This is a genomic window from Sinorhizobium sp. NG07B (genome assembly GCF_002532005.1).
Classification (GTDB): Bacteria; Pseudomonadota; Alphaproteobacteria; order Rhizobiales; family Rhizobiaceae; genus Sinorhizobium; species Sinorhizobium fredii_C.
In genome coordinates, this window is record NZ_NWTD01000001.1 from 458472 (window position 1) to 483825 (window position 25354).

21 protein-coding genes and 2 pseudogenes are annotated in these 25354 nt (G+C 61.7%); 18 read left to right on the plus strand and 5 right to left on the minus strand.

Going from position 1 to position 25354, the window contains the following annotated elements; all coding sequences use genetic code 11:
• Nucleotides 1-230 precede the first annotated feature (230 nt).
• The 10 genes from CO664_RS02245 to CO664_RS02290 all read left to right on the plus strand — a co-directional run bounded on the left by CO664_RS02245 (nucleotide 231) and on the right by CO664_RS02290 (nucleotide 12285).
• Nucleotides 231-530, plus strand: coding sequence for a DUF982 domain-containing protein (locus CO664_RS02245; protein ID WP_097527096.1), 300 nt, complete (start codon nucleotides 231-233; stop codon nucleotides 528-530).
• Between the two features lie 367 nt (nucleotides 531-897).
• On the plus strand, nucleotides 898-1926 hold the full coding sequence (locus CO664_RS02250) for a substrate-binding domain-containing protein (RefSeq protein WP_097527097.1): 1029 nt from the start codon (nucleotides 898-900) through the stop codon (nucleotides 1924-1926).
• Nucleotides 1927-1987: 61 nt separating this feature from the next.
• Nucleotides 1988-3514 carry a sugar ABC transporter ATP-binding protein gene (locus CO664_RS02255; RefSeq protein ID WP_097537820.1) on the plus strand — a complete coding sequence of 509 codons (1527 nt, stop codon included), beginning with the start codon at nucleotides 1988-1990 and terminating at the stop codon, nucleotides 3512-3514.
• A 22-nt stretch (nucleotides 3515-3536) separates the two neighbouring features.
• Nucleotides 3537-4526 (plus strand): ABC transporter permease, encoded by a 990-nt coding sequence (locus tag CO664_RS02260; protein WP_097537821.1) that lies wholly within the window; start codon nucleotides 3537-3539, stop codon nucleotides 4524-4526.
• A gap of 1 nt (nucleotide 4527) precedes the next feature.
• On the plus strand, nucleotides 4528-5535 hold the full coding sequence (locus CO664_RS02265; protein WP_097537822.1) for a sugar-binding transcriptional regulator: 1008 nt from the start codon (nucleotides 4528-4530) through the stop codon (nucleotides 5533-5535).
• Nucleotides 5532-6527, plus strand: coding sequence for an aldo/keto reductase (locus CO664_RS02270; RefSeq protein ID WP_097537823.1), 996 nt, complete (start codon nucleotides 5532-5534; stop codon nucleotides 6525-6527). The genes CO664_RS02265 and CO664_RS02270 overlap by 4 nt, the downstream gene beginning before the upstream one ends.
• Before the next feature lie 11 nt (nucleotides 6528-6538).
• Complete coding sequence (locus tag CO664_RS02275; RefSeq protein WP_097537824.1) at nucleotides 6539-8287, plus strand: glycerol-3-phosphate dehydrogenase/oxidase; 1749 nt, start codon at nucleotides 6539-6541, stop codon at nucleotides 8285-8287.
• Nucleotides 8260-9102, plus strand: a complete 843-nt coding sequence (locus CO664_RS02280; RefSeq protein WP_097537825.1) for a class I fructose-bisphosphate aldolase — start codon at nucleotides 8260-8262, stop codon at nucleotides 9100-9102. Before CO664_RS02275 ends, CO664_RS02280 begins: the two co-directional genes overlap by 28 nt.
• 31 nt (nucleotides 9103-9133) lie before the next feature.
• On the plus strand, nucleotides 9134-10663 hold the full coding sequence (locus tag CO664_RS02285; RefSeq protein WP_097537826.1) for an FGGY-family carbohydrate kinase: 1530 nt from the start codon (nucleotides 9134-9136) through the stop codon (nucleotides 10661-10663).
• Nucleotides 10660-12285 (plus strand): GMC family oxidoreductase, encoded by a 1626-nt coding sequence (locus CO664_RS02290; RefSeq protein WP_176536477.1) that lies wholly within the window; start codon nucleotides 10660-10662, stop codon nucleotides 12283-12285. Before CO664_RS02285 ends, CO664_RS02290 begins: the two co-directional genes overlap by 4 nt.
• A 77-nt stretch (nucleotides 12286-12362) precedes the next feature.
• Here CO664_RS02290 and CO664_RS30080 read toward each other — a convergent pair.
• Nucleotides 12363-12481 (minus strand): annotated as a pseudogene (locus CO664_RS30080) (NAD(P)(+) transhydrogenase (Re/Si-specific) subunit beta); the annotation flags it as partial.
• Nucleotides 12482-12692: 211 nt separating this feature from the next.
• On the opposite strand from CO664_RS30080, the gene CO664_RS02295 reads away from it, so the two are divergent.
• The 5 genes and pseudogenes from CO664_RS02295 to CO664_RS02315 form a co-directional block, all read left to right on the plus strand.
• Nucleotides 12693-13361, plus strand: coding sequence for a haloacid dehalogenase type II (locus tag CO664_RS02295; RefSeq protein ID WP_041413763.1), 669 nt, complete (start codon nucleotides 12693-12695; stop codon nucleotides 13359-13361).
• Between the two features lie 388 nt (nucleotides 13362-13749).
• Entirely contained in the window at nucleotides 13750-14778 is a 1029-nt protein-coding gene (locus tag CO664_RS02300; protein WP_234820077.1) for a phosphotransferase, read from the plus strand.
• 103 nt (nucleotides 14779-14881) lie between these two features.
• Nucleotides 14882-16216, plus strand: a complete 1335-nt coding sequence (locus tag CO664_RS02305; RefSeq protein ID WP_097537827.1) for an aspartate aminotransferase family protein — start codon at nucleotides 14882-14884, stop codon at nucleotides 16214-16216.
• Nucleotides 16217-16274: 58 nt separating this feature from the next.
• A complete protein-coding gene (locus tag CO664_RS02310; RefSeq protein WP_097537828.1) occupies nucleotides 16275-16751 on the plus strand; it encodes an Lrp/AsnC family transcriptional regulator in 477 nt (158 codons plus the stop codon).
• A 60-nt stretch (nucleotides 16752-16811) separates the two neighbouring features.
• Nucleotides 16812-17036 (plus strand): annotated as a pseudogene (locus CO664_RS02315) (FAD-dependent oxidoreductase); the annotation flags it as partial.
• Nucleotides 17037-17158: 122 nt separating this feature from the next.
• Here CO664_RS02315 and CO664_RS02320 read toward each other — a convergent pair.
• Genes CO664_RS02320 through CO664_RS02330 form a run of 3 tightly spaced genes read right to left on the minus strand, consistent with a single transcriptional unit; the run spans nucleotide 17159 to nucleotide 20023 of the window.
• Nucleotides 17159-17857: a 4-hydroxythreonine-4-phosphate dehydrogenase gene (locus CO664_RS02320; protein ID WP_037426673.1), complete on the minus strand. Its 699-nt coding sequence runs from the start codon at nucleotides 17855-17857 to the stop codon at nucleotides 17159-17161.
• Nucleotide 17858: 1 nt separating this feature from the next.
• Nucleotides 17859-18857 (minus strand): 4-hydroxythreonine-4-phosphate dehydrogenase PdxA, encoded by a 999-nt coding sequence (gene pdxA, locus CO664_RS02325; RefSeq protein ID WP_097537829.1) that lies wholly within the window; start codon nucleotides 18855-18857, stop codon nucleotides 17859-17861.
• Nucleotides 18854-20023 carry a four-carbon acid sugar kinase family protein gene (locus tag CO664_RS02330; RefSeq protein WP_097537830.1) on the minus strand — a complete coding sequence of 390 codons (1170 nt, stop codon included), beginning with the start codon at nucleotides 20021-20023 and terminating at the stop codon, nucleotides 18854-18856. The genes pdxA and CO664_RS02330 overlap by 4 nt, the downstream gene beginning before the upstream one ends.
• 76 nt (nucleotides 20024-20099) lie before the next feature.
• Here CO664_RS02330 and CO664_RS02335 point away from each other — a divergent pair, with 76 nt between their 5' ends.
• Nucleotides 20100-20984, plus strand: coding sequence for a LysR substrate-binding domain-containing protein (locus CO664_RS02335; protein ID WP_176536479.1), 885 nt, complete (start codon nucleotides 20100-20102; stop codon nucleotides 20982-20984).
• Nucleotides 20985-21075: 91 nt separating this feature from the next.
• On the opposite strand, the gene CO664_RS02340 is transcribed toward CO664_RS02335, so the two are convergent.
• The gene (locus CO664_RS02340; RefSeq protein WP_037426681.1) at nucleotides 21076-21744 is read right to left on the minus strand and encodes an FCD domain-containing protein; all 669 of its coding nucleotides are present in this window, start codon (nucleotides 21742-21744) and stop codon (nucleotides 21076-21078) included.
• 221 nt (nucleotides 21745-21965) lie between these two features.
• Between CO664_RS02340 and CO664_RS02345 the strand changes: the two genes are divergently transcribed.
• Together CO664_RS02345 and CO664_RS02350 are read left to right on the plus strand one after the other, a co-directional pair.
• Nucleotides 21966-23630, plus strand: coding sequence for an ABC transporter ATP-binding protein (locus tag CO664_RS02345; RefSeq protein ID WP_097537832.1), 1665 nt, complete (start codon nucleotides 21966-21968; stop codon nucleotides 23628-23630).
• Between the two features lie 36 nt (nucleotides 23631-23666).
• The gene (locus tag CO664_RS02350; protein ID WP_037426687.1) at nucleotides 23667-25331 is read left to right on the plus strand and encodes a peptide ABC transporter substrate-binding protein; all 1665 of its coding nucleotides are present in this window, start codon (nucleotides 23667-23669) and stop codon (nucleotides 25329-25331) included.
• Nucleotides 25332-25354 lie beyond the last annotated feature (23 nt).

A 25354-nucleotide genomic window follows, 5' to 3' on the forward strand; every position in this document is an offset into this window, starting at 1 on the left:
AATAGATGTTTCAGCGCTCATCTTCGGAGCTAAAAAAGCCCCTCGGAGCATTTGCCGAGGGGCAGGTCATCAATGCGCAAGCCATTAGTGTGCGGTATGTAAAGTAGGGCACGAATCGAGATTGCTCCATCCTCGCTCGTCCAGCGTACGGAATCGGACTAACGGCTCGCGCGGTGGAACGACACGTGCGCCTCCTGGTTGGATAGCAGGTTCATAGATGGGAGGTCTCAATGAAGGAGATCCCCTGGCGAATAGCCCTTTCGGTAAGACTGCAAAACGGCATAGAGCGCCGGTTCTGTGGCCCGTATGACGCCCTCGACTTCCTCGAGAACGAGTGGCCAAACCATGGAAGACGTTACTACCAAGCAGTCAGGGATTGCCGTGCGGCGTTGTCGAGGCTTCAGACAGCCGAGGTGGCAAGGCTATCATTTATCGATGCCTGTATAGAGGCATCGATGCCATTTGCGGAGACCCGTGGCAGTCACACTCCGGCTCTGCTCAAGAGCACCTCTGCGCGGCGACGGTACTGAAACTAGCGTAAATTCCTGACCTCATCCGCATCCAAAGACGGTCCTGACGACCTCACTTCAACGACTCTCGTTCGCGGCGGTGGCTTTTGGGGAAGGGCGGCATCTGACCTAGACGGACAAGCTCACCTAGGGACCGAGATGATAGAGCCGGCGATTCCATCGCTTGCGCCTCGATCGATGACGCCTGTCATGTCACCGGCCGTCGGTGAATTATAATTCATGTAGTGAATTATATTGACAGGCAAAGCGCTTTGCGTTTAGCTGTCCATACCGGACTTCGAGGAGGAAATCCGGTCTTCACTGAGATCGGCGTCGGGTTGGGCGCCCTCGGGATTTTTGGGAGGGGCTTCGGCCTCGAGGAGGACACTTGCGCACTTTTTTCAGCACGACCGCAATGGCGGTCCTTGCGGCAACGCTTTTTGCCGATTCCGCGGCCGCCGAGACAGAGAACCCGTTCCGCTGCAAGCCCGGCGAAAAATACGTCATGAACGTCATGGTCTCTGGCGTCGAATACTGGTTCCCGGTCTATGAAATGTTCAAGCAGGCGGGCCAGCAGTTCGGCTGCGAGACTGAATATACGGGCACGCCGGAATATGACGTCAACAAACAGATCGCCACATTCGATCAGGCACTGGCACAGAACCCGGCCGGCATTCTCGTCCATCCAATGAACTCCGACCCATTCATCGAGCCGATCAACCGGGCGATCGGCCAGGGCACGGCAGTCGTAACCTTTGCGGCCGACTCGCCGCTTTCCAAGCGCGTGTCGTTCATCACTTCGGACAACACCCGCGAAGGCATCTATGCCGCCGACGCGATCGCCGAGAAGATGAGCGGCAAGGGTGAATATGCGGTTCTCGAGAACCCGGGCCAGGACAATCACGACAAGCGCATCGCGGCCTTCATCGGCCGCATGGAGGAGAAGTGGCCGGACATGAAGCTGGTCGGCCGTGCTGCCTCCAACCAGGATCCGACCAAGGCCTATCAGGGCCTCAATAGTATCATCCAGGCCAATCCGAACCTCGGCGCCGTCTTCATGCCGGAAGCGAATTCGGCGATCGGCGCCGCTCAGGCCAACAAGGAAAGCGGTGGAAAGGTCCTCGTCATGTGCGCAGACGTCAACGCAAATATCCTCGACATGATCAAGGCCGGCGAGGTCTTCGGTTCGATCAACCCGAACCAGGGCATGCAGGGCTATATGGGCTTCATGTTGCTTTGGCTTGCCAAGCATCCGGAACTGATCGATCCGATGAACGACGCGAAACGCTCCGGCTTCAACCCGATGAGCATCCCAGTCGTCGACAACGGCCTCTCCATCGTGACGGCCGAAAATGCCGACGACTTCTATTGGGACAAGTACCTGAAGCGTCGCGGTACGAAGGGCATCGAGGAGTAACCCCGGATTCAAGCCATCCGCGCCTCATGGCGCGGATGGTTCGGGGGAGGGGAGGAACACGATGGCGGAGCCTGTGCTGACCATTCATCATGTCACCAAGCACTTCGGTGCGGTGAAGGCGCTGACGGACGTCGACTTCATGCTCGAACGCGGTGAGATCCATGCGCTGTGCGGCGAGAACGGCGCCGGCAAGTCGACGCTGATGAACATCATCGCCGGCGTACTGCAGCCAACCGAGGGTGAGATCCGCATGGACGGGAAGATCGTGCGGATCTCCTCGCCAGCCGTCGCCCAATCACTCGGCATTGGGCTCGTGCATCAGGAAATCGCCCTCTGCCCGGATGTGACAGTCGCGGAGAACATGTTCATGGCGGCGACCAACCGCCGCCGTGCCCCCCTCATGAACTACCGCGCGCTCGAACGCGCGGCGCAGACGGTAATGAACCGGCTGGCCGCAATCGACGTCGGCCGCAAGGTCGCCGATCTGCCGATTTCCAGTCAGCAGCTCGTCGAGATCGCGAAGGCTCTGACGCTCGACTGCCGGGTCCTGATCCTGGACGAGCCGACCGCGGCGCTGACCGAAAGCGAGGCACAGCAGCTCTTTTCGATTATCCGCGACCTCAAGGCGAACGGCATATCGATCATCTATATCAGTCATCGCATGGCCGAAATATTCAGCCTCTGCGACCGGGTCACCGTGTTCCGCGACGGTCGTTACGTCTGCACCGACCGCATTGCCGATATCACGCCGGATGACGTGGTATGCCATATGGTGGGGCGCGAGATCACGCAGCTTTACCCGGAGAAGCTTAGGCCCGGTGAGGCGTCCGGCGAGCCAATCTTCGAGGTGGACACCATCGGTGACGGCGAGCGTTTTCATGGCGTCAGCTTCGCGCTGCGCAAGGGCGAGATTCTTGGCATCGGCGGCCTGATCGGATCCGGCCGCACGGAAATCGCCGAGGCGATCTGCGGGCTTCGGGCGCGCACGGCGGGCACAGTATGCCTGCGCGGCAAGACGCAGAAGTTCAATTCCTATTCCGATGCCGTGAAGGCCGGGATCGTCTATCTGTCGGAGGACCGCAAGGGCTCCGGCGTGTTTCTGGAGATGTCGATCGCGAAGAACATGTCGGTGCTGGACCTGAAGTCGATGACGAATTCGGTCGGTCTCATGAACGCACGTGCGGAGGCTGCGCTTGCCGAGGGTCTCGCCCGGCGGCTTGCAGTGCGGATGGGCGGAATCGAGGCACCCGCAAAATCGCTCTCCGGCGGCAACCAGCAGAAAGTTGCAATCGCCAAGCAACTCGCGGTGAAGCCGAAGGTCATTCTGATGGACGAGCCGACACGCGGCATCGATGTGGGCGCGAAGGCCGAGATTCACCGGCTGTTGCGCGAGCTTGCCCGCTCGGGCATCGGCATCATCCTCATCTCATCGGAAATGCCGGAGCTGCTCGGCCTCTCAGACCGCGTGCTCGTCGTCCGGGAGGGCCGCATCGCCGGTGAACTCGGCGTTGGTGAGATGACGGAGGAGGCTGTGATCCGCCTCGCGTCAGGAGTGGGAACGGCGAGGGCGGCGAGCCATGCCGCGTGACAAGCAAGTGAGAGGGCTGGGAATGGCTATTGACACGATGGTGGCGCGCGCGCCGAAGACATCGTCTTGGAGGCGCATCGGCAGGATGCGCGAGGCGGGGCTGATTGCGATCATCCTCGCACTCTGCGTGGTCATGAGCTTCGCCTCGCCGCACTTCCTGACACTCGGCAATTTCCGCGCCATGCTGATGAGTTTTTCGGTCGAAGGCATCGTCGTCGTGGGCATGACGATCCTGCTCATCGTCGGCGGCATCGATCTCGCGGTCGGCTCCGTCGTCTGCTTTGCGATGGTGCTCTCGGGCACGCTCTTCCTCTCCGGCCTCGACCCTTGGACGGCCTCGCTCGTGGGCATCGTTGTGAGTAGTGCTATCGGCGGCATCATGGGCTTCTTCGTGACGGTGGTGGGCCTCAACCACTTCATCACGTCGCTCGCCGCCATGGTGATCGTGCGCGGCCTTTGCCTCATCGTCACAAAGGGCACGCCGCTTTCGCTGTTCACGCTGCCGGCGGGCTTCAAGGCGGTGGGGCAGGGCACGTTTTACGGCGTCCCCTATGTCATCCTGATCTTCGTTGCCGTCGTCATCCTGTTCGATTTCTTGCTGCGCCGGGCGACCGCGTTCCGAAAGGTCTTCTACACCGGCAGCAACGAGAAGGCGGCGCTCTATTCCGGCATCAAGACCAATCAGGTGAAATTCTGGGTGACGGTGCTCTGCTCCACGCTCGCCGGTGTTGCAGGCGTCATCTACATGTCCCGCTTCGGCGCCGCGACCCCCACCTTCGGCGTCGGCATGGAACTCAACATCATCGCGGCGGCGGTAATCGGCGGCGCCTCGCTCAATGGCGGCTCCGGCACGATCCTCGGCGCCATCCTCGGCATAGCGCTTCTCTCTGTCGTCACCAGCTCGCTGATCCTGCTCGACGTTTCGGTCTATTGGCAGGACATGATCAAGGGGTGCATTCTGCTCGCTGCCGTTTCCATCGACCATTTCCTGCACAAGCGGAAGGCCGCCTGACATGCCAATCACCAAGCTGAAACCCCGGACGACAGCCGCGCGCGAGGAGATCGTCATCGCCCGCCAGATGCACCAGGCGCTCGTCCTGCACTATATGGAGGGCCTGACGCAGGCGCAGATCGCCGACCAGCTCGGCATTTCGCAAGCCACCGTTAACCGCCTCATCAAACGGGGCCGCCAGCTCGGTCTGGTCGAGATCAAGATCAAGTCCCCGGTCGAGCCGCTGGTCGACCTCGAGGAACGGCTTCTGGCGCTCGGAGGAATCGGCCGTGCGGTCGTTGTGCCGACCATCTCCGACAATCCGCAGACCGCGCTTCAGGCTGTCGGAGAGGCGGCGGCCCGCCTGCTGCTGGATGAGATCGGCGACGGCGACACCATCTGCATCACTGGCGGCAAAGGAGTGAGCGCCGTCGTCGCCGGTTTGCAGCCGCCGCATCGTTTCGATGTCGAGGTCATTCCGGCGACGGGCTGCGTGCAGGGCAAGCACTATACCGATGTCAATCATGTTTCGACCCTGATGGCCGACCGGCTCGGCGGGCGCTCCTACCAGATCCACGCACCCCTCTTTGCCGACGACGCCAAGCAGCGCGAAATGCTGATCAACATGCGTTCCGTCGCCGACGTCTTCAAACGGGCGCGCGAAGCGAAAGTGGCGATGGTCGGCATTGGCTCGATCCTCACAGACGATTCGAGCTACTACGATCTGCATCCGTCTTCAAGCACCGACCGGGCGGCGATCGAACGCTCCGGCGCGACCTGCGAACTGCTCGCCCACCTGCTCGACGAACGAGGCCGAGTTTGCGACTACAGCCTCAACCGTTCGCTGGTGTCGCTGACGCTTGAGGAGTTTGCCTCGATTCCGACCAAGATCGGCGTCGCGAGCGGACCCAACAAGGCGGGCCCAATTCTCAGCGTCATGCGGGGCAACCATCTCAATACGCTCGTAACCGACGAGGCGACCGGAGCGCGTATTCTTCAAATTGCCTCCGAGCAAGGATTTTCTGCATGAGTGGTGAGCAGTTAACCCGCGAAATCGGACGCTCCGGCGTCATGGCATCGGCCGTCGGCCTTGGCACTTGGGCGATCGGCGGCTGGATGTGGGGCGGAACGGATGAGGCGGAATCGATTGCCGCCATTCACGCTTCGCTCGAGGCCGGCGTCACTCTCATCGACACGGCGCCGGCCTATGGCCTCGGTAGGTCGGAAGAGATCGTCGGCAAGGCGATCGCCAGCCGCCGCGATAAGGCGGTGATAGCCACCAAATGCGGCCTCGTGTGGCATACGCAGAAAGGCAACCACTTCTTCGACCAGGACAGCAAGCCAGTCCATCGTTACCTACGTCGGAACTCGATCATCCATGAGGTTGAGCAAAGCCTGCGCCGGCTCGGCACAGATCATATCGACCTCTATATCACCCACTGGCAGGACGCGACGACGCCCATCGAGGAGACGGTAGCGGCGCTGGAAGAGTTGAAGCGAGCCGGAAAGATCCGCGCGGTCGGCGCCAGCAACGTCAGCCCCTCGGAGCTGGAGCAATACATCAGCACCGGATCGCTCGACGCGATCCAGGAACGGTTCAGCATGATCGATCGCCAGATCGAGGCGGACCTGCTGCCGCTCACCATTGTCAATCGCGTGTCCACGCTCAGCTATTCTTCGCTGGCGCTCGGCCTGCTCTCCGGCACGATCGGACCGGACCGCGTCTTTTCCGGCGACGATCAGCGCAAGGACAATCCGAGGTTCTCCGTCCCCAACCGGAAGAAGGCGAAGGACTTCGCCGAGGCGATCCGGCCCGTCGCAGAGCGTCATGACGCCAGCATCGCTCAGACGGTAATCGCCTGGACGCTGAGGCAGGCGGGGGTGACCTTTGCCCTATGCGGCGCGCGAAATCCAGCGCAGGCGCTCGACAATGCGCGGGCCGGCACGCTGCGGCTTTCCGATGAAGACCTGGCAGCCATCGAAGCGGCCGTTTCGGAGAAGCTGGCCAACATGGACGGATAGCGGACTGTCATATGAACCGAAAAGAGACTTTGGACGGGCTTCGCCAAAGCCCGAAGGTGGACGTGTGCGTCCTTGGCGGCGGTATCAACGGGATCAGCGTTTTCCGCGAGCTGGCGCTGCAGGGCGCGAGCGTGCTGCTGGTCGAGAAGGGGGACTATTGCTCCGGAGCAAGCGCTGCGCTGTCGCGCATGGTCCACGGCGGTCTGCGCTATCTAGAGAATGGTGAGTTCAGCCTGGTGCGGGAGTCGCTCGTTGAGCGCGACCGGCTGCTGCGTAACGCCCCCCACTATGTCGCTCCGCTGCCGACTACGGTGCCGATCTTCGATGTCTTCTCCGGTCTTGCCAACGGCATCGTGCGCTTTCTCGGTCTCACCCGCCGCCCCAGCCGTCGAGGTACCGTCGCCGTTAAGGCCGGTCTCGGCATATACGATTTCTTGACGCGCAAGCGTGCGCTGATGCCGCGCCACCAGTTCCGCGGCCGCAAGGCGACGCTGGAAAAATGGCCGGCGCTCAATTCGGCAGTTCTAAGCTCCGCGACCTATTACGATGCCTGGGTCAGTCATCCCGAGCGACTCGGCGTCGAGCTGTTGCGCGACGCTCTGTCCGCCGGGGCGAATGCTTGTGCCCTGAACTACGCGACGATGGAGCAGGCCGATGCCGGGGAATTCCTGCTGCATGACAGCCTTTCCGGCGAAAGACTCGCGATACAGCCGCGGCTGGTCATCAACGCCACCGGCGGCTGGATCGACATGGCAAACGCTACACTGTTTCCTGCAGGCGACCGACCCGCGCCGCTTATAGGTGGCACGAAAGGCTCGCATCTGATCATCGACAATCCTGCGCTCCACGACATGCTCGACGGGCACATGATCTACTACGAGAACGAGGACGGACGCATTTGCATTCTGTTTCCCTATCTCGGGAAGGTGCTGGTCGGCTCGACGGATATCCGCGTCGACGATCCCGATGCTGCGCGGTGCGAAGCCGATGAGCGGGACTATATCCTGCAATCGCTTGCCTTCGTGCTGCCGGGCGTGCGCATCCGACCGGAAGAAATTGTCTTTCAGTTTGCCGGCGTACGCCCGCTGCCGGCGAGCAACGACAGCTTCACCGGCCGCATTCCACGCGACCATTTCTGCACCATGCTCCAACCCCGCGAAGGCGGGCCGCCGGTGCTCTGCATGATAGGCGGCAAGTGGACGACTTTCCGATCCTTCGGTGAACTGGCCGCCGACATGGCGCTGGAACGGCTCGGCCATAGCCGCTGCGTCGATACGGCCGATCGCACTTTCGGCGGCGGACGCGCATTTCCAGAAAACCGTAACGGCTGGATCCGGGACCTGTCGGACTCGACAGGCCTTCCCCCCGATCGCGCCGCAACGCTTTTCGAGCGCTACGGCACAGACGCGGAAGACGTCGCCCGCTTCGCCGCGGCGGGGCCGGACCACCGCTTGCCCCATGCCGGCTACAGCGCCCGGGAGCTCCTGCATCTCATCCGCACGGAGGCGGTCGAGCATCTGGACGATCTGCTCCTCCGACGCACGACACTCGCCATCACCGGTGAGCTTTCCCTCGACATGGCCGAGGCCGCGCTCGACCTGCTTGCAGCCGAAAAAGGCTGGCCGGCGCCGCGCAAGGCCGAGGAGCACAGCCGTTTTCTCACCCTCATGCGCGAGCGCCACGGCGTCGCGGAGGCAACCCTTTCCGCAAGGAACGAACAAAGGAGTGAATTATGCGACACAACCGCAAGGTCCGGGTGAACCGACTGTTCGGCGACGGCCGTTGCCTGGACGTGGCGATCGATCACGGCGTGTGCAACGAGCCGTCCTTTCTCGATGGCCTGGAGAATATGCCAGCCGTCGTAAAGGCGCTGGTCGATGCCAGACCTGACGCGATCCAGATGAACCACGGCCAGGCCGACCTGTTGCAGGACCTTCCCGGCAAGGACAAGCCGGCTCTCGTCATGCGCATCGACATGGGCAATCCCTATAACCGCATCCGCCATCGCGACATGTGGGCGGTGTTGCAGAACGAGGCCGAACCGCTGATCGGCGCATTGCAGATGGATGCCGCCGGCGTGGTGGTCAATCTCTTCATGCTGCCGGATGAGCCCGATCTGTTCCGCCAATGCGTCCAGAACATTTCGCGCGTGCGCGCAGACTGCGAAGAGTACGGCATGCCGCTGATGATTGAACCACTCGTCATGCAGCCGGTAACCGAACGCGGCGGCTACATGGTCGACGGCGACGCCGACAAGATCGTCACGCTGACGCGGCTTGCCCGCGAGATGGGCGCGGACATCATCAAGGCTGACCCGACGACGAATCCGGAGGATTTCCATCGTGTAGTCGAAGCGGCGCGCTGCCCGGTGCTCGTGCGCGGCGGCGGCAAGGAAGACCTTCGCGCCGTCTTCGACAAGTCTGCCGCCTTGATGCGGCAGGGTGCTATGGGCATGGTCTATGGGCGCAACATCTACCAGCACGCCAAACCGAGCGCCGTGGTGCGCGGGCTGATGGCAATCGTTCATGAGGACGCGAGCGGTGAGGAGGCCTTCGCACTCTATCAGCAAGGGTGAGGCGCGGCACAGACCTTGGGAGGGGCTCAGAATGCAAAACTATCTGTTAGGGCTCGACGCTGGCAACACCGTCATCAAAGCGGTGATCTTCGATCGGACGGGCCGGGAGCTGGCGCAGGCCGGGGAGGAGGGGCATAGCCGCATGCCGTCCCCCGGGCATGTCGAACGCGATCTCAGCGAGCTCTGGGCCAATGCCAAGCGCGTCATTCGCGCCTGCCTCGACAACGCGGGGATTGCGGCGAGCGACATCGCCGCGATCGGCTGCGCCGGTCACGGCAATGGGCTTTACGCGCTGGACAAGTACGGCGAGCCGCTGCTCGGCATCCAGTCACTGGATACGAGGGCGACCGCCCTCGTCGAGGAATGGGCCGCCGAAGGGGTCGGCGAGCAGACCTATCCGATCGCGCGTCAGCGTCCCTGGTCCTCGCAGACGCCGACCCTCCTCGCCTGGCTGAAGCGCCACAGGCCGGAGGTCTTCAGGCGCATCGGCACGGTGTTCTTCTCCAAGGATTTCGTCGTCAACCGCCTGACCGGCAGCCGCGTCAGCGAAGTCTCGGACATGTCGGGCGCCGGCCTGCTCGATCTCGCAGCGCGCCGCTACGACAGAACGCTGATGGAGGCCTATGGCCTGGCCGATTGCATGGACCTCCTGCCGCCACTTATCGAAAGCACCGACATCGCCGGCATGGTGACGGAGGCGGTGGCGAGAGAGACCGGTCTTGCCGCGGGCACGCCGGTGATCGGCGGGCTGTTCGACGTCGTCGCCTCGGCGCTTGGCTCGGGCGTATCGCGCACCGGCAGTGCCTCGATCATCGCCGGCACCTGGAGCATCAACCAGGTCATCATCGACGGTCCCGACCTCGATGGCCCCGTCTTCATGTCCTCGACCTTCGATCGCACCCGCTACATGGCGATGGAAAACAGCGCTACCTCGGCAGCCAATCTCGAATGGCTTGTGCGCGAGTTCTTCGAGGGGCAGCATGCGGAGAGCCTCTCGCCCTTCGACGCCTGCTGCGCGCTGGCGGCTGCCGTCGAGCCTGCGGCGGATGATCCGCTCTACCACCCCTATCTCTACGGCGCCCAGCGGGACGGCCACGCGCGGGCGGGCTTCTACGGAATTGCCGGCTGGCACACCAAGGGACATCTAATCCGTGCCCTGCTCGAAGGCGTTGCCTTCGGTCATCGCCAGCATATAGAGACGATCCGCAAGGCAGGCGCGTCCTTCGACGAGGCAGTGCTCTCTGGCGGCGGATCGCGCAGCCGCCTCTGGCCGCAGATCTTTGCCGATTTGCTCGGCGTTCCCGTCTCCGTCTCCGTCTCGCGGGAAACGGGCGCGCTGGGTGCGGCGATCGCGGCGGGGGCGGGCGTCGGCCTCTTCGCCGATTTCACAGAGGGCGCGGCTGCCATGGTACGTGTCGACCGGCACTACAGACCGAATAGCGTGCTCGCCGCGCACTATCATCGCCGCTATGCGCTCTACAGGGACATAGCGGAGGCGATGACCCCGCTTTGGCGGCGGCTTTCGGCAACCACAGGCCGGGAGACGGGAGTTGCAGCATGACCGTGCATGACACTGAAATGCCGGCCGACGAAGGCATATATGACTTCATTATCGTCGGTGCCGGTTCGGCTGGCTGCGTTCTCGCAAACCGGCTCTCGGCCGATCCCAAGAATCGAGTGTTGCTGCTCGAAGCAGGCGGCAGCGACCGCTACCATTGGGTTCATGTGCCGATCGGCTATCTCTACTGCATGGGCAATCCGCGCACCGACTGGATGATGAAGACGGCCGCGGAAGCCGGCCTCAACGGCCGCGCGCTGAACTATCCGCGCGGCAAGGTGCTCGGCGGCTGCTCGTCGATCAACGGCATGATCTACATGCGCGGGCAGGCTGCCGACTATGACGGCTGGCGGCAGGCGGGCAATGTGGGCTGGGGCTGGGACGACGTGCTGCCCTATTTCCTGAAGTCGGAGGACAGTTACCGCGGCAAGTCCGCCATGCACGGGACGGGCGGCGAGTGGCGCGTCGAGCGCCAGCGCCTCTCTTGGCCGATCCTCGATGCCTTCCGCGATGCGGCGGAAGAGCTCGGCATCCCGAAGACAGATGATTTCAACGGCGGCGACAACGAGGGTTCCGGCTATTTCGAAGTCAACCAGCGCGGCGGCGTGCGCTGGAACACAACGAAAGCCTTCCTGCGGCCGGCAATGAAACGAAAGAATTTGCGCGTCCTGACCGGGGCCGAGACCGAACGGCTGGAGTTTGACGGCAAGATGGTCACCGGCGTGCGTTTCCGCCTTGGCAGCCGCCTCTGGATCGCTCATGCATCACGCGAAGTGGTGTTGTCGGCGGGCGCCATCAACTCGCCGAAAATCCTGGAGCTGTCGGGCATCGGTCGGCCGGACCTGCTGTCCACCCTCGGCATTCCCGTCCACCAGGAACTTCAGGGCGTCGGCGAGAATCTTCAAGATCACCTGCAGATACGCACCGTCTTCAGGATTGAAGGCGCGCGTACGCTAAATCAGCTCTATCACAACGTCTTCAGCCGGGTCGGCATGGGTCTGCAATATGCCATCAGCCGATCCGGCCCGCTCTCCATGGCGCCGAGCCAACTCGGGATCTTCGCCAAGAGCGATCCGGCCGTCGCGACGGCCGATCTCGAATATCACGTTCAGCCGCTTAGCACGGACCGGCTGGGAGAACCGTTGCACCGCTATCCCGCCGTTACCGTGTCCGTCTGCAATCTCCGGCCGGAGAGCCGCGGCACAGTGCATGTCACCGCGCGTGATGCGGCACGGCCACCTGAAATATGCCCAAATTATCTCTCCACCGCCGGCGACCGATTACTCGCGGCGAAGTCCATCCGCCACGCCCGAAGCCTCATGGAAACGAAGGCGCTTGCGCAATTCCGACCGCAGGAAGTGCTTCCCGGCCGCGAGCACGACAGCGACGAGGATTTGATCCGCCGCGCAGGCGACATTGCGACAACCATCTTTCACCCGGTAGGCACCTGCAAGATGGGGAGTGACCCTATGGCAGTGGTGGACCCGAAGCTGCGCGTGCACGGCATCGGCCGATTGCGTGTCGTCGACGCCTCCATCATGCCGACGATTGTCTCCGGCAATACGAACTCGCCGGTGATCATGATCGCGGAGAAGGCATCAGAAGCCATTCTGAAGCGGTTATGAGGATTACTCGAGGCGCCTTGGAGCACAGCCACGGGGCTGGAGCCCGCACCTCCGAGGATCGACGCCTTGACGATCTCCTAGGTGACCTTCTTGGCGTCGCGAAGAGCATCATCGTGCCGTCCTTGTAGAACAGCGTGTTGTCGATGCCGGCATAGCCGGAGCCGAGCGAGCGCTTGACGAAGAGTTTGCGGCAGGTGCTGAAAAGCGGGTTGTTGTTGTCCCTTGGAGGCTCCGCCCTCGGCGCCTCGGCGGCAGGGATCACCGTCCCCGCGCAATCGAAAGAGCCAACCTGACATTTGGTCCAGAATTTTCTGCTGACGAGCCGGGGAATCCGGACGGTACAGCGGCTGAGGCGGACTTATGATTGTTCATACGGAACAGATCCCCGCCAAAAAAGGACGAAGCGCATGACCACTTTCCGCCCAAAATACATCACCTTCGACTGCCACGGCACGCTGATCAACTTTCAGATGGCGGAGGCGGCACGCGATCTTTACGGCGACCGCATGAGCGAGCAGAAGATGCTGCAATTCATCGCGGACTTCTCGGCGTACCGACTCGATGAAGTCATGGCCGACTGGAAGCCCTATGCGGAGGTGGTCCATAACGCACTGGCGAGGACCTGCAAACGCAACGGCGTCGACTTCAAGGACGAAGACGCCCAGATGGTATACGAACGCGTTCCCACCTGGGGGCCGCATCCGGACGTTCCGGCTGGGCTTGCCAAGGTGGCCAAGGAGATTCCGCTGGTCATCCTGTCAAATGCAATGAACTCGCAGATCATGTCCAACGTCGAGAAGCTCGGCGCGCCTTTCCACGCCGTTTACACCGCCGAAGAGGCTCAGGCCTACAAGCCGCACTTCCGGGCCTTCGAATATATGCTCGATATGCTTGGCTGCGGTCCGGAGGACATACTGCATTGCTCCTCCTCGTTCCGCTACGATCTGATGTCCGCTCATGACCTCGGGATCAAGAACAAGGTTTGGGTCAATCGCGGTCACGAGCCGGCCAATCCCTATTACGGTTATACCGAGATCGCCGGCATCTCGGAATTGCCGGGCGTTGTCGGGCTCTGAGGAAGCCTGAATTACATCTGAAAACCTCTCTTCCAGCGGCCCGATAACGAACCTCGGTTTGCCGGAGTGTCGAGGGGTCGAGAAGGACCATTACGGTGCCGCCATGTTCGGCGGTGGCATCACGGGCCCAGCGCGAGCGAGGTAATTCCCAGAGCTGGGACCGAGACAATCGTGCTGGAGGCGGGACGGTGGTCCGCCCGCCTTCAGCAGAAATCGCCCGACCTTATCAGGGCTGGGTGCCGCGGAATGGATGCCATCTCGACGGTCGCTTCTCGGATGCCGCAGAGCATGCCGCTCCAAACAGTGCGAGGTCTCAATCTTGGATGCTTGTAACGATGCGCTTCCGGACGACGGCGAGGGTCATCTCGACGGCACCCAGTCGGTCGGCATGCCTTTCACCGAAGTGTATTTTCGGGCCGCCGCCGCTATTCTGACGACAAAGCCAAGCGCGGCGGAAGCGCGCGTGTCGGGTGAGCTGCTACTACGCCACTACGGTCTGACGGGAACGACCATGGTCCTGTCCTCGGAAGTCGAGTGTACCGCGGACGTCACCCTGTCCAACGGCGATCGGTTGATCCTCAAAACGTCAGCGCGGCCGGAAGGAAGAGACAGTTTCCGCTTCCAGGTTGCGGCCCTGGCAGGGCTGGAAGGCGCTTCCGGTTTTGCAGCACCTCACATTGTGCGTACCAGCGGCGGTACGCTCATGTTCGAAGAGGAGGAGATTTGCGGCTACCTGCAGACCCGACTTCCGGGGGTGCCGCTGCACCAGGCGAACGCAACTCCGGACGTCCTTTACCGGGTCGGCACGGCGCTCGGCAGGCTCAGTTTGGCTCTCGAGCCTCTGAAGTTGCCCGCCATGCACCGCCCGGTCCTTTGGCATGTCGGATGTTGGCCGAGGCTGATGCAACTGGAGGAGCATCTGCCTTCAGGACCCGTTGCAGATTCCGTGCGTCTTGCCATGCGCAATTATGTCGAGCTTATCGAGCCGCAACTGCGCGAGGTAGCATGGCAGGTCACGCACAATGACCCCAGCCCGTTCAACGCGCTCTTGACCGATAATGGAGTCGCGTTCATCGATTTCGGCGACGGTTGCTGGGGCCCACGGATCCAGGATCTCGCGATTGCGGCAAGCCACGTCGTGACGGACCCGTCTTTGGCTCTGGGGGGCGCAGAAAATCTCATCGCTGGTTATGCTTCGGTACGCCCGCTTTCCGCGCTTGAGGCAAAACTGCTCGTCGGGCTGATACAGGCGCGGCAAAGCGCCCTCATCCTGATCAACTACTGGCGAGCCGGGCTGTTTCCGGCCGAGGCAGCATATATCAAGAAGAACGTGGCCCGGGCCGAACGCGGGCTCGCTATCCTATCGGCGTTAGGCGTCGGGGAGGCGGAGATGGCTGTGCATCGCGCGGTGCCTTAGTTCGGCGTTGCCGAAGGCACTCCGAGTGTTTCGTCACTCGCCTTGGAATGAGTACGGTAACTCGCGACCTTCTCGCGGTGGAAACTTAAGCAGGATCAAAGCTATGTCCACAGATCTCATGCCCAACCGCTTTACCCCCGGGGAAGCCACAATTCCCCCCCGCGAATCTGAGCTGATCGCCCGGCGCGACAGCGTACTCGGAGCCTCCTACAGGCTCCAATACCGCCGACCGGTACATTTCGTTCGCGGCGAGGGCATATGGCTCTACAACCCCGACGGACGTCGCTATCTGGATTTCTATAACAATGTGCCCTCTCTTGGGCATTGCAATCCAGAGATCAACGCTGCCATGGCGGAACAAGCCAGCAGAATTAGCGCAAATACCCGCTATCTCGAGCCGAGGCTTGTCGATTACGCCGAACGGCTCGTGGCCACCTTTCCCGAGGAGCTGAACCGCGTTGTCTTCACCTGCACGGGTAGCGAGTCGAACGATCTGGCGCTCCGGATCGCCCGGCTGACCAGCGGCAGCGAGGGCGTGATTGTCTCTTCCCATGCCTATCACGGCACCAGCGCGGCCACGGCGATGGCGTCGCCCAATCTGGGCGACGCCATCAAGCTCAGTCCTGCCGTCCGTATGGTGTCGCTGCACGGTCCCGCGGGCGTGCCGGACCGGCAAGCTGCGGAATTTTTTGAAGAACAGGTTCGCTCCGCTATCGCCGATTTGAATCGGAGTGGCATTGGCGTCGCGGCCCTCCTCATCGACAGCATTTTCTCCAGCGACGGCGTCTGGGTAGACCCGCCTGGCTTCATCGCCGGCGGAGTCAAGGCGGTGCAGGAGGCGGGTGGCCTCGTGATTGCCGATGAAGTTCAGCCGGGATTCGGGCGGACGGGCACACATATGTGGGGTTTTGAGCGACACGAAGTTGTTCCGGACCTCGTTACCCTCGGCAAGCCCATGGGCAATGGATTTCCAATCGGCGCGGTTGTTGGCCGCAAGGCACCGATGGATCGCTTTGGCGCTACTGCCCGGTATTCAAACACCTTCGGTGGCAATACTGTCGGGATCGCGGCAGCCGACGCCGTCCTGACTATTTTGCATCGGGATCGGATCCCCGAGCATGCGCTTGCCATGAGCGAGCGCCTGCGGGTGGGGTTGGAGCATCTTGCCAAGCTGCACCCCGGTATTCGCGGCGTCCGAAACGCCGGGCTGTTCTTCGGCGTCGACATCGGGTTGGATGGAGCGGGAGAGGCCAGCCGGCGAGCCATGGCTTTGGATATCGTAAACCTGATGCGTGACGATGGCGTTCTCATCAGCACTACGGGCGCCAACGAGGATACGCTGAAGGTGCGTCCCCCACTGATCTGCCAGGCGGAGCATGTGGATCGGTTCCTCGAAGCCATGGAAAGCGCGCTCAAGAAGGCCGTTGCGCAGGTGTAACGTCGGCTGCCTCGGCAGCCGAATACGCTCGCTATTCTCATCAGCGAAAGCTAGGTCCATGAAACTAGATCGGATCGACATCAAGATCCTGCACGTGCTGCAGCAGCATGGCCGAATGACAAATGTGGAGCTTTCGGAGGTGGTGAATCTATCGCCGAGCCCCTGCCTCATGCGCGTGAAGAAGCTGCAGTCGGAGGGCTATATCGAGGGCTATTCGGCGCAGATCAATGTCGGCAAGTTGGGACAGACGTTAACGGTGTTCACCGAGGTGACGCTGAAGAACCACCGGCAGATCGACTTTACACGCTTCCTCGCCGCCGTCGAGAAGATCGATCAACTAATCGAATGCCATGTGGTCTCGGGCGGCTACGACTACCTCCTGAAATTCGTGACCGCCGGGATCGGCGAATATCAAGAGATCATGGAGCGGCTGGTCGAGTTGGAGGTCGGCATAGACAAGTATTTCAGCTTCGTCGTGCTGAAATCGCCGGTCGTGAAGAGGCACCTGCCGCTGACGAACCTGTTTCGGCCATAGAATCTCATCAACACTTCGCCTGCTACGACCGGGCTGAGGGCAGCGAGCAAGCGCACCGCCATGAAATTCCTGTCCTACTGGCACGACACCGCCCCGGCCTTCGCACCCGTCTATGGCCATTACGACGTCGCGGTGATCGGCGGTGGCTTCACCGGCCTCGGCGCCGCCCGGCAGCTCGCTAGGGCACGCGCCAAGGTCGCCGTGCTGGAGGCGAAAAAGGTCGGCTGGGGCGCCTCCGGCCGCAATGGCGGGCATTTGAACAACGGGCTCGCGCACAGCTATCTTCGGTTCGGGTAGGTACTTCTGCCCCTGTTCGTGAAAACCATCGATGGCGAGGTGGCTCGAACCGTGAGGCGAGACGGGGATCCTACTTGCATGCTCAGAGCGCCTGCCACGTGCATTCTCCATTATTGCGCGGCTAACGCTTTCGCCTGGTTCTTTATGGAGTTGATCGCCAGTAGCTGATGAGTCAAGCCTGGAATGACCGCAGGGAAGCGGCCTTCGAGAGCGGCGGTGCCGACCGTAAAGCCGGCGGCCCGGCCGCTGACGACGGCGTGGATGCGCTCGGCGCGGTCGATCGAACCTGCGACGATGACGGGCTTCGCGACGGCGTCGCAGACGGCGCGGATGAGGTCAGCGACATCGACATCAGCGCGATAGGCGAGGAGATCGAGGCCGTGCACGCCCTCGCGGGCGGCAAGCTCTTTTGCGCTTGCAACGATCTCCGCTTGGGAACCCTCCAGAACGCTGGGATGGCCCGCGATGCGGCCGGGGAAGGGGTAGTAGCGGATACCACTTCCCTTGAGGAGGGGAAGGACGTCGTCGACATGGGTGCCGCCAAGCAGATAGTCAACGCCGAGCGTGAGGCCGGCGAGCACCGACTCGATTTCGCTGGCGCGGTCGAGTGAGACCACTTCGAGATAACTCTTCGCGCCTGCGGCCCGGATTTCCCGGTTAAGCTCGGAAAGCACCTCAAAGGGCAGGCCGATATCCTTGAAGCCGATATGACGGACACCCGCAGAAAGCACCAGGGGAAGCTGCGCCAGCGCATCCGGGATCGTCCGGTCATTGCGGGTCAGCATGAAGATGAAATCGATCGGGGTCATGTCAATCCTCCTGGTCGCACGGTGCCTTCGCCAGTCGGCGGGCGTAGTCGATCGCTGTTTCGAGACTTCTCGGATCGGCAATGCCACGGCCGGCGATATCGAAGGCGGTGCCGTGGTCGGGGCTTGTGCGCACGAAGGGCAGGCCGAGCGTGATGTTCACGCCCCTTTCCAGTCCGAGATATTTGACCGGGATAAGTCCCTGGTCGTGATATTGCGCGACGACCACGTCGAACCGGCCGTTTCGCGCCTGCATGAAAACCGTATCGCCGGGCCAGGGGCCGCTGGCGTCTATGCCTTCCGCGCGGGCGGCCGCGATGGCGGGCGCGATAATGCGGATTTCCTCGTCTCCGAAGAGACCACCTTCGCCAGCATGCGGATTGAGCCCCGCAACGGCGATGCGGGGGCGGGCGATTCCCAACGCACGACCCCCCTGGTGGGCGAGGCGTATCGCGGACATCTGTGCGGGAAGGTCCGCCCGGCGGATCGCGTCTGCCAGCGAACAGTGGATCGTCACCAGAACGGTGCGAATATCGTCATTGGCGAGCATCATCGCCACCCGCCCGGCGCCACCTTTTTCCGCGAGGATTTCCGTGTGGCCGGGGTATGAAAGCCCCGCAGCGGCGAGCGCCTCCTTGTGGATCGGCGCCGTCACGATCCCGGCGACTTTGCCCGCCCTGGCGAGATCGATCGCCGCAACGATGGCATCATAGGCCATGCGTCCACTGGTGGCGCTCACCCTGCCGAGTGCGGGTGGGGTTTCGATGCGGGAGGCGGCGAGGATATTCAGGGCGCCATCCGGCTTCGCGTCGGCGATGTCATGGATCTCGTTCAATTGCAGACCGCCGCCGAGGCTGGCGATGGCCTTCGTCATCACGGCCGGATCGCCAATGACGACACTGCGACGGAGGTCGGTGCGGGCAAGCATCGTCTTTGCCACGATCTCCGGCCCGATGCCGGATGGATCGCCCATGGTGACGGCGAGCGGCAGGGAGGTGTTCATGCGGGCTCCTTTCCAATTCGGCGAATGGCCTCGGCGGCATTGTGCAGCGTCATGGCGGAACCGAATCCGCCTGCTTTCATGGCGAGCAGCATCATTCGTCCATCGGCAAGAGGAGCGCAGCCGAGGGGAAAGCCGGGCTCGAGTTCGCGGATCAAATCGAAAGCGTGAATGGAGAGCCGTTCCAAAAGGGCGTGCATCGTTTCTCCGCCCGTTGCGACGATGGCGTCGTATCGATGCCGGGATAAAGCGATCTCTGCCTCGTCCACCAGTATGGCGAGAGGCTTCGCCGGGTCGCTGGTTCGGATCTGTGGTGTACGGATGCAGACGACAGAAGCTGCCTCGTCGATATCCGTCGCACGCATTGCGACTGAAGCACCTGTCGCGGCCAATGCGTCGCACTGGGAATGGCTGACAGGATTTGCGCTGCCGACAAGCACGAGAACACGGCGCGGCGTGGCTTCGGGCGTGAAGGTGTGCCGGCCTGTGCACCGATCGACTACCGTCGCCAGCGCTTCCGCCATGCCCGGCGAGCCGACCCACAGCACCGGGCCGTGTTTCGCGATCTCCGCAACCCGACGATTCAGCATCACCTGGTCGCATGCATCCACGATGACCACCGGAGCGCTGCCAATGGCCTTCCCGATCTCGCCGTCCTCGGTGTGCTCCGAAATTTTAGCGATGCGGCCGAGGCTGGGCTCGATCAAGTCTTCGATGCGAGACGTGTGGGCGGGATGGACAGGGTCGCGGCTGTACGCCGTTTGGGCAACCGGCTCGCCGTGCAGCAACTGAATCCCGTCGATCGTCGTTCGCCCGGCAGCGGGAAAAGCAGGCGCGACGACCAACCGTGCTCGGCCGCTGGCCACAAATGCGGCGGCAATTTCCACGCGGATATGGCCCCGCAGAGTGGAGTCAATCGTCTTATACAGGAACGGCCTATCTGCGAGCCTGGTTACCGCTTGGCGCGTCACATGCGCGGCATCGGTTTCACCGAGCGTGCGACTGCCGGTGTCGATGGAGACGAGACTGACATGGGTGTTCTCCGATCCCATTCTGCATATACGAGGGATATAGCCGCGTTCCAGGAAAGCGATTGCCCCATCCGCCGCGCTTGTTAGGTCGTCTGCGACGACGCCAACGTGTTTGATCTGGTCAATGGTTTCTGCCATGACCACAAGGCTACTCTCCAAGTTATAAGAGAAAAATCGATATGATCTAACGTGTATTGGTGATAGATTGTCACCAATGAAGCGTTCGGACCTTCCTTCCCTCGATGATCTGCGGGCCTTTGAGGTCGTTGCCCGCCTGGGTTCCGTGCGTGCGGCCGCGTCTGAGTTAAACCTGACGCATGGTGCCGTCAGCCGGCGCGTATCCAAACTTTCCGAACACCTCCAAACGAGTTTGCTGGAATCCGATGGGCGCGGCCTGAGGCTTACGGGAGAGGGTACGCGCCTCGCGCAGGCGACGACGAACGCTCTGGCGCTCGTTGCGTCGGCATTGGAGGATATTCGCAAAGTCGACGCGTCACCACCGATCGTCGTTTCCTGCGAACGGTCCATCGCCATGCGCTGGCTGATCCCGCGACTCTCGGAGTTCCAGGATCGCCATCCCGAGATCGACCTTCACCTCTCCGTCGGTGGTGGGGGCTTCGATTTTGCGCGCGACCGTATCACACTCGCGATCCGCAGGCTGGATTTCGCCATCGATGCGAACTGGCAGGTCGAACGGCTGATCGAAGAGCAAGTCGGTCCTGTCATGCATCCCGCCATGACGGATCGGTTTGCGGCCGGTGATTATGTCGCGCTTGCCGCAAACACCCGGCCGGATGCTTGGCGGAAGTGGACCGTCGCCAATCCCGACGCGCCGAAGCCGCGCTCGACGCGCTTTCTCGACCATCATTTCCTGATGGTGGAGGCGGCAGCCGGCGGTCTGGGTGTGGCCATGTGCCCCGAGATCATTGCCCTTGACGATATCCGCAAAGGCCGCCTCGCCGCGCCACTCGGCTTTCAGCCAGATGGCTCACATTACGGCATCATCCGGTCAGCGCTGGCAAAGAAGTCGGCTGGGGTCGACCCATTTGTATCTTGGCTTCTCGCCGCCATTCAACAGGATTTCCATGCTGCGTCTTGAGCGGCCTTGCGGCGCGTGGATCGCATTGGAACCCCATCCTTACAACGTGAAGACGCCGCAACACGCTTCAATCAGGATCGCTGTCTGGTGCTCAGGTATTTGGGCCAAGTATATTCGCTCTCGCTTCGACGATGTGGTCGTACATGTTTCGCTCGGCCTCTCTGCTGTCGCGATCTTTGATGGCGTCAAGAGTGGCCTGATGCTTGGCGATATAGGCCTTCATGCGCTCAGGGGTTAGTGACTGCTCCTTCATTTTCCCCCAGAGGTTTCCCGCTCGTACTGTGTGAATGCCCTCATAGAGCGAGGCGAGAAGACCGTTGCGCGCGGCTCCGACGATGATGCGGTGAAAGACGGCGTCCCATTTCTCGAATTCGACCAGGGTTTCCGCCGCGCTGCCCCGATCGATCGACTTCTGCATTTCGTCGATTTCCTGGCTGGTTGCCCGTAACGCCGCCAAGGCGGCGATCTTGGGCTCCATGATCAGCCGAGCCTCGAAGACTTCGGCCGGATATGTGCGCAGCGTGTCTCCCGTACTGCCTGGCGGGCGACGCAGGGCCGTCGAGGTAACCCCGCTGCCAGCGATAAAGGTCCCCCTTCCCACGTGCCTGATGAGGCGGCCCTCCTTCTCAAGAGAAGCAAGCATCCGTCGAAGTGCAGTGCGGGGCAGCCCGAGTTTAACCGCCAGATCGCGCTCAGGCGGTAACCGATCCCCGGGCTCCAGACCTTCCGCCTCGATGAAGTCCTTCAAGACCACGCTCATGAGTCCTCGCTAATTATTTTGCCCCAACCAAATTGATCTATATTGACACCAATTGCAATACCAATCTTATATTGATTGCGCGACAAACCAAAATTGGTAGCGAGGGCGCTGAAGTACAGGGAGTGCATGCTGCGCCTGTTTCAGATCGATTGGCGCATAAGCGCGCATAACCGCGAGTAAAATTGCAAGGTAACGGCTCCGTTGAAAAGGGAGGAATCTCGATGGCTGCTGGAACAGAGGCTGTTTCTGGAGAGGACACAGCGCTTTCGGTGCGTGGCCTGACGGTCGACCTGCCGAAAGGCATGGAACGGACCCATGCCGTCGAGAACATCTCGTTTGATCTCAAGCGGGGCCAGATTCTGTGCATTATCGGCGAGTCAGGCTCAGGCAAGTCGGTGACGGCGAACACAATCATGGGGCTTTTGCCGAAGCTGATCCCGGTCTCGTCCGGCGCTATTCATCTCGACGGCACAGCCATTATCGGCGCACCGGCGAAGAAGCTGCGAGGACTGCGCGGTCGCGTCGTATCGATGATTTTCCAGGATCCGCTTTCGGCGCTCAACCCGCTGATGACGGTTGGCGAGCAGATTACCGAAGTTCTGACGGCTCATGGCGTGGGCACCAAGGCGTCGCGGCGCAATCGCGCCATCGAGCTGCTGACGGAAGTCGGGTTGCCCGATCCGGAACTCATGTACTACCAGTATCCGTTCCGGCTGTCGGGCGGGCAACGTCAGCGCGTCATGATCGCCATGGCGCTCGCTCTCGAACCCACCGTTCTGATCGCGGACGAGCCGACCACGGCCCTCGATGTCACCACACAGGCGCAGATCCTGAAGCTGATCCGTGACATTCAGCGCCGCAAGGGCATGAGCGTGATGTTCATCACCCATGACTTCGGTGTCGTGGCTGAGATCGCCGACAGTGTCGTGGTGATGGAAAAGGGCCGCGTTGTCGAGCAAGGTACCGCCGAACAGGTTCTCAAATCCCCGACCCACCCCTATACACAGCGCCTGATCGCCGCCGTCCCGCACCTGACGGGCAAGGATCGAGCAGTTCAGGAGAAGGCGAGCAACGAGACGATCCTGAAGGTCGAAGGGCTGTCCAAGACCTATCGCAGCGGCAGTGCCCTGTTCGGCAGCCAGCGCATTGTGCCTGCGGTGAAGGACGTTTCATTCGATCTGACTGCGGGACGCACGCTCGGCGTCGTCGGCGAGAGCGGTTCCGGCAAATCATCGCTGGGAAGGCTTTTGATCAAGCTGCAAGACAGCGATGGCGGGCAAATTCTGTTCGAGGGCCGCGACATCGCCAAGCTTTCGGAAACCGAATTTCGACCGCTGCGGCCGCGGATCCAGATGATCTTCCAGGATCCCTTCGCATCGCTCAACCCGCGTTCGACCATTGGACAAATCCTGACCGTAGGCCCCGTCGCGCACGGCATGCCTTATGCTCAGGCGCGTGAGGAGGCGCGAGCGTTGCTGGCCCATGTCGGTCTCGATGCCGGCGCTTTCGGACGTTATCCGCACGAGTTTTCCGGTGGGCAACGCCAGCGCATCGGCATCGCCCGGGCCTTGATGTTCAAGCCCAAGCTGTTGGTTGCCGACGAGGCAGTCTCTGCGCTCGACGTGTCCATCCAGGCCCAGATCCTCAAGCTGCTAGACCAGATCCAGCGGGAAACTGGCGTTTCGATGATCTTCATCACCCATGATCTGCGCGTCGCCAGCCAGATCTGCGACGAAATCGCAGTGATGCAGAAAGGGGAGATCGTCGAGCGCGGCCCGCCATCTCAAATCTTTCTGGACCCGCAATCGGCCTACACGCGCGAGTTGGTGGCGGCGATTCCCGGGGAGCGACCGAGGCACACTCGACCGATTGCCGTTAACTTTTGAGAGCTACGGCCGAAATACAACTAGGGAGGAAATATCATGACGAAAGATTCTACAACGAAATCGGGCTATTCTCGACGCGACGCGCTACGCCTCATGGCAGCGGGCGGCATTGCGTGCTTTGCCGCTCCCAACCTGCTCGGCAAGCCTGCCTTTGCCGATACTGCTAGCCCAACCGGTCGCGTCGTCGTCGGGCTTTCGCAGGAACCCACCGTCTTCCATCCGCTGATGGCCCATATCGAGGTAGACGATGCGGTCCATTTTTCCCTATTCGACGCCCTCTTCCGCATGGATCCGAAGGGTGTTCTTCAGCCCAATCTTGCCGCCGAAGTGCCAACACAGCAGAACGGCGGCATTTCGGAGGACGGTCTGAAGTGGCGCGTCCGCCTGCGTGATGACGTTCGCTGGCACGATGGCGAGCCCTTCACCGCCGAGGATGTGAAGTTCACTCTCGAGCTCATAACCAACCCGAACTTCCGCGCCTGGCGCACGGGCGGGCATTCACTGGTACGAGATATCACGGTGGTTTCGCCGACTGAGCTTACCTGGCGGATGGAGGAGGCTTTCGCCCCTTATCTGTCGTTCCTCACCGAAACCTTTATGGTGCCCAAGCACATTCTTGAGAAAGAGGCCGATCCCAACGCTGCCGCCTTCAATCAGGCACCTGTCGGCACCGGTGCATTCAAATGGGCGCAGCGCGTCGCGGGCGATCATCTCGAGCTGGTCGCGAACCCTCAATATTTTGGGGATGGCCCCTATGTCGAGCGGCTCGTCTTCAAGTACATCCCTGACATGACCGTGCTCTATACCCAATTCAAGAGCGGCGACATCGACCTTACAGACCAGGCATACATCACCGCCGACCACTACGATGAAGCTAAGACATTGCCGGGCCGTGTGGTGACGCTGGTATCTGGGGCATCAGTCGAGTCGATCTATCTCAATCTCGAGAAGCCGCAATTCAAGGACCCGGCTGTCCGCAAGGCGCTCTATGCCGCGATGGACAGAAAAGCAATTATCGACGCGATCTATTACGGCGTCGGCACGCTCACCGAGACGTTCATGCCACGGACGTCCTACTATTACAATCCGAACCTGCCGGCGCAGGAGTTCAACCTTGACCGGGCGCGACAGATCCTCGACGAGGCGGGCTGGGTTCCGGGGCCGGATGGAATACGTGCCAAGGACGGGGTGCGGCTGTCGTTCGCCAATTCGACGACGTCGGGCAACAATCTGCGCGAACAAGTGCAGCAGTTCCTGCAGCAGACATTCGCGGAGATTGGCGTCGAGATGACGATATCCAATCTGCCGGCGGCCGTGATGTTTGGTGAGTTCTGGCTCAAGTCGCAATTCGACTCGGCGATCGCGGGTGTTACCCATCTCATTGCGGCGGATCCGGACGCCACTAACCGCCTCGCTACAAGCGCAATTGCTGCCAAGGGCGGAAAAGGCTCGAATGTCGGCCAGTATTCCAATCCAGAAGTTGACGCGCTGCTCAAGAAAGGTGCCCAAACCTTCGATCCTGAGGCGCGTCGCGAGATCTACTCCCGTATTCAGGAAATCGTTCGTGAGGACCTGCCGTTCCTGCCGTTGTTTGCCGCTACCTATGTAGTCGGTCGCAAGGAAGGTCTCGAGGGGTGGGAGCCCAATTCCAACACCCGCACGGCCTCCTGGCATGCCGCCGGATGGCGTTGGCAAAGCTGACATACGCTGCCGCCGTCGCGAGT

Excerpts from the sequence above, each read along its gene's own strand:
- CO664_RS02335 (WP_176536479.1), top strand. The coding sequence starts at position 20,100 with ATGAAGCGTTCGGACCTTCCTTCCCTCGATGATCTGCGGGCCTTTGAG.
- CO664_RS02310 (WP_097537828.1), top strand. The coding sequence starts at position 16,275 with ATGAAACTAGATCGGATCGACATCAAGATCCTGCACGTGCTGCAGCAG.
- CO664_RS02290 (WP_176536477.1), top strand. The coding sequence starts at position 10,660 with ATGACCGTGCATGACACTGAAATGCCGGCCGACGAAGGCATATATGAC.
- CO664_RS02270 (WP_097537823.1), top strand. The coding sequence starts at position 5,532 with ATGAGTGGTGAGCAGTTAACCCGCGAAATCGGACGCTCCGGCGTCATG.
- CO664_RS02320 (WP_037426673.1), bottom strand. The coding sequence starts at position 17,857 with ATGACCCCGATCGATTTCATCTTCATGCTGACCCGCAATGACCGGACG.
- CO664_RS02295 (WP_041413763.1), top strand. The coding sequence starts at position 12,693 with ATGACCACTTTCCGCCCAAAATACATCACCTTCGACTGCCACGGCACG.
- CO664_RS02330 (WP_097537830.1), bottom strand. The coding sequence starts at position 20,023 with ATGGCAGAAACCATTGACCAGATCAAACACGTTGGCGTCGTCGCAGAC.
- CO664_RS02285 (WP_097537826.1), top strand. The coding sequence starts at position 9,134 with ATGCAAAACTATCTGTTAGGGCTCGACGCTGGCAACACCGTCATCAAA.
- CO664_RS02345 (WP_097537832.1), top strand. The coding sequence starts at position 21,966 with ATGGCTGCTGGAACAGAGGCTGTTTCTGGAGAGGACACAGCGCTTTCG.
- CO664_RS02305 (WP_097537827.1), top strand. The coding sequence starts at position 14,882 with ATGTCCACAGATCTCATGCCCAACCGCTTTACCCCCGGGGAAGCCACA.
- CO664_RS02300 (WP_234820077.1), top strand. The coding sequence starts at position 13,750 with ATGCCTTTCACCGAAGTGTATTTTCGGGCCGCCGCCGCTATTCTGACG.
- CO664_RS02265 (WP_097537822.1), top strand. The coding sequence starts at position 4,528 with ATGCCAATCACCAAGCTGAAACCCCGGACGACAGCCGCGCGCGAGGAG.
- CO664_RS02350 (WP_037426687.1), top strand. The coding sequence starts at position 23,667 with ATGACGAAAGATTCTACAACGAAATCGGGCTATTCTCGACGCGACGCG.
- CO664_RS02280 (WP_097537825.1), top strand. The coding sequence starts at position 8,260 with ATGCGACACAACCGCAAGGTCCGGGTGAACCGACTGTTCGGCGACGGC.
- CO664_RS02275 (WP_097537824.1), top strand. The coding sequence starts at position 6,539 with ATGAACCGAAAAGAGACTTTGGACGGGCTTCGCCAAAGCCCGAAGGTG.
- CO664_RS02255 (WP_097537820.1), top strand. The coding sequence starts at position 1,988 with ATGGCGGAGCCTGTGCTGACCATTCATCATGTCACCAAGCACTTCGGT.
- CO664_RS02245 (WP_097527096.1), top strand. The coding sequence starts at position 231 with ATGAAGGAGATCCCCTGGCGAATAGCCCTTTCGGTAAGACTGCAAAAC.
- pdxA (WP_097537829.1), bottom strand. The coding sequence starts at position 18,857 with ATGAACACCTCCCTGCCGCTCGCCGTCACCATGGGCGATCCATCCGGC.
- CO664_RS02340 (WP_037426681.1), bottom strand. The coding sequence starts at position 21,744 with ATGAGCGTGGTCTTGAAGGACTTCATCGAGGCGGAAGGTCTGGAGCCC.
- CO664_RS02260 (WP_097537821.1), top strand. The coding sequence starts at position 3,537 with ATGGCTATTGACACGATGGTGGCGCGCGCGCCGAAGACATCGTCTTGG.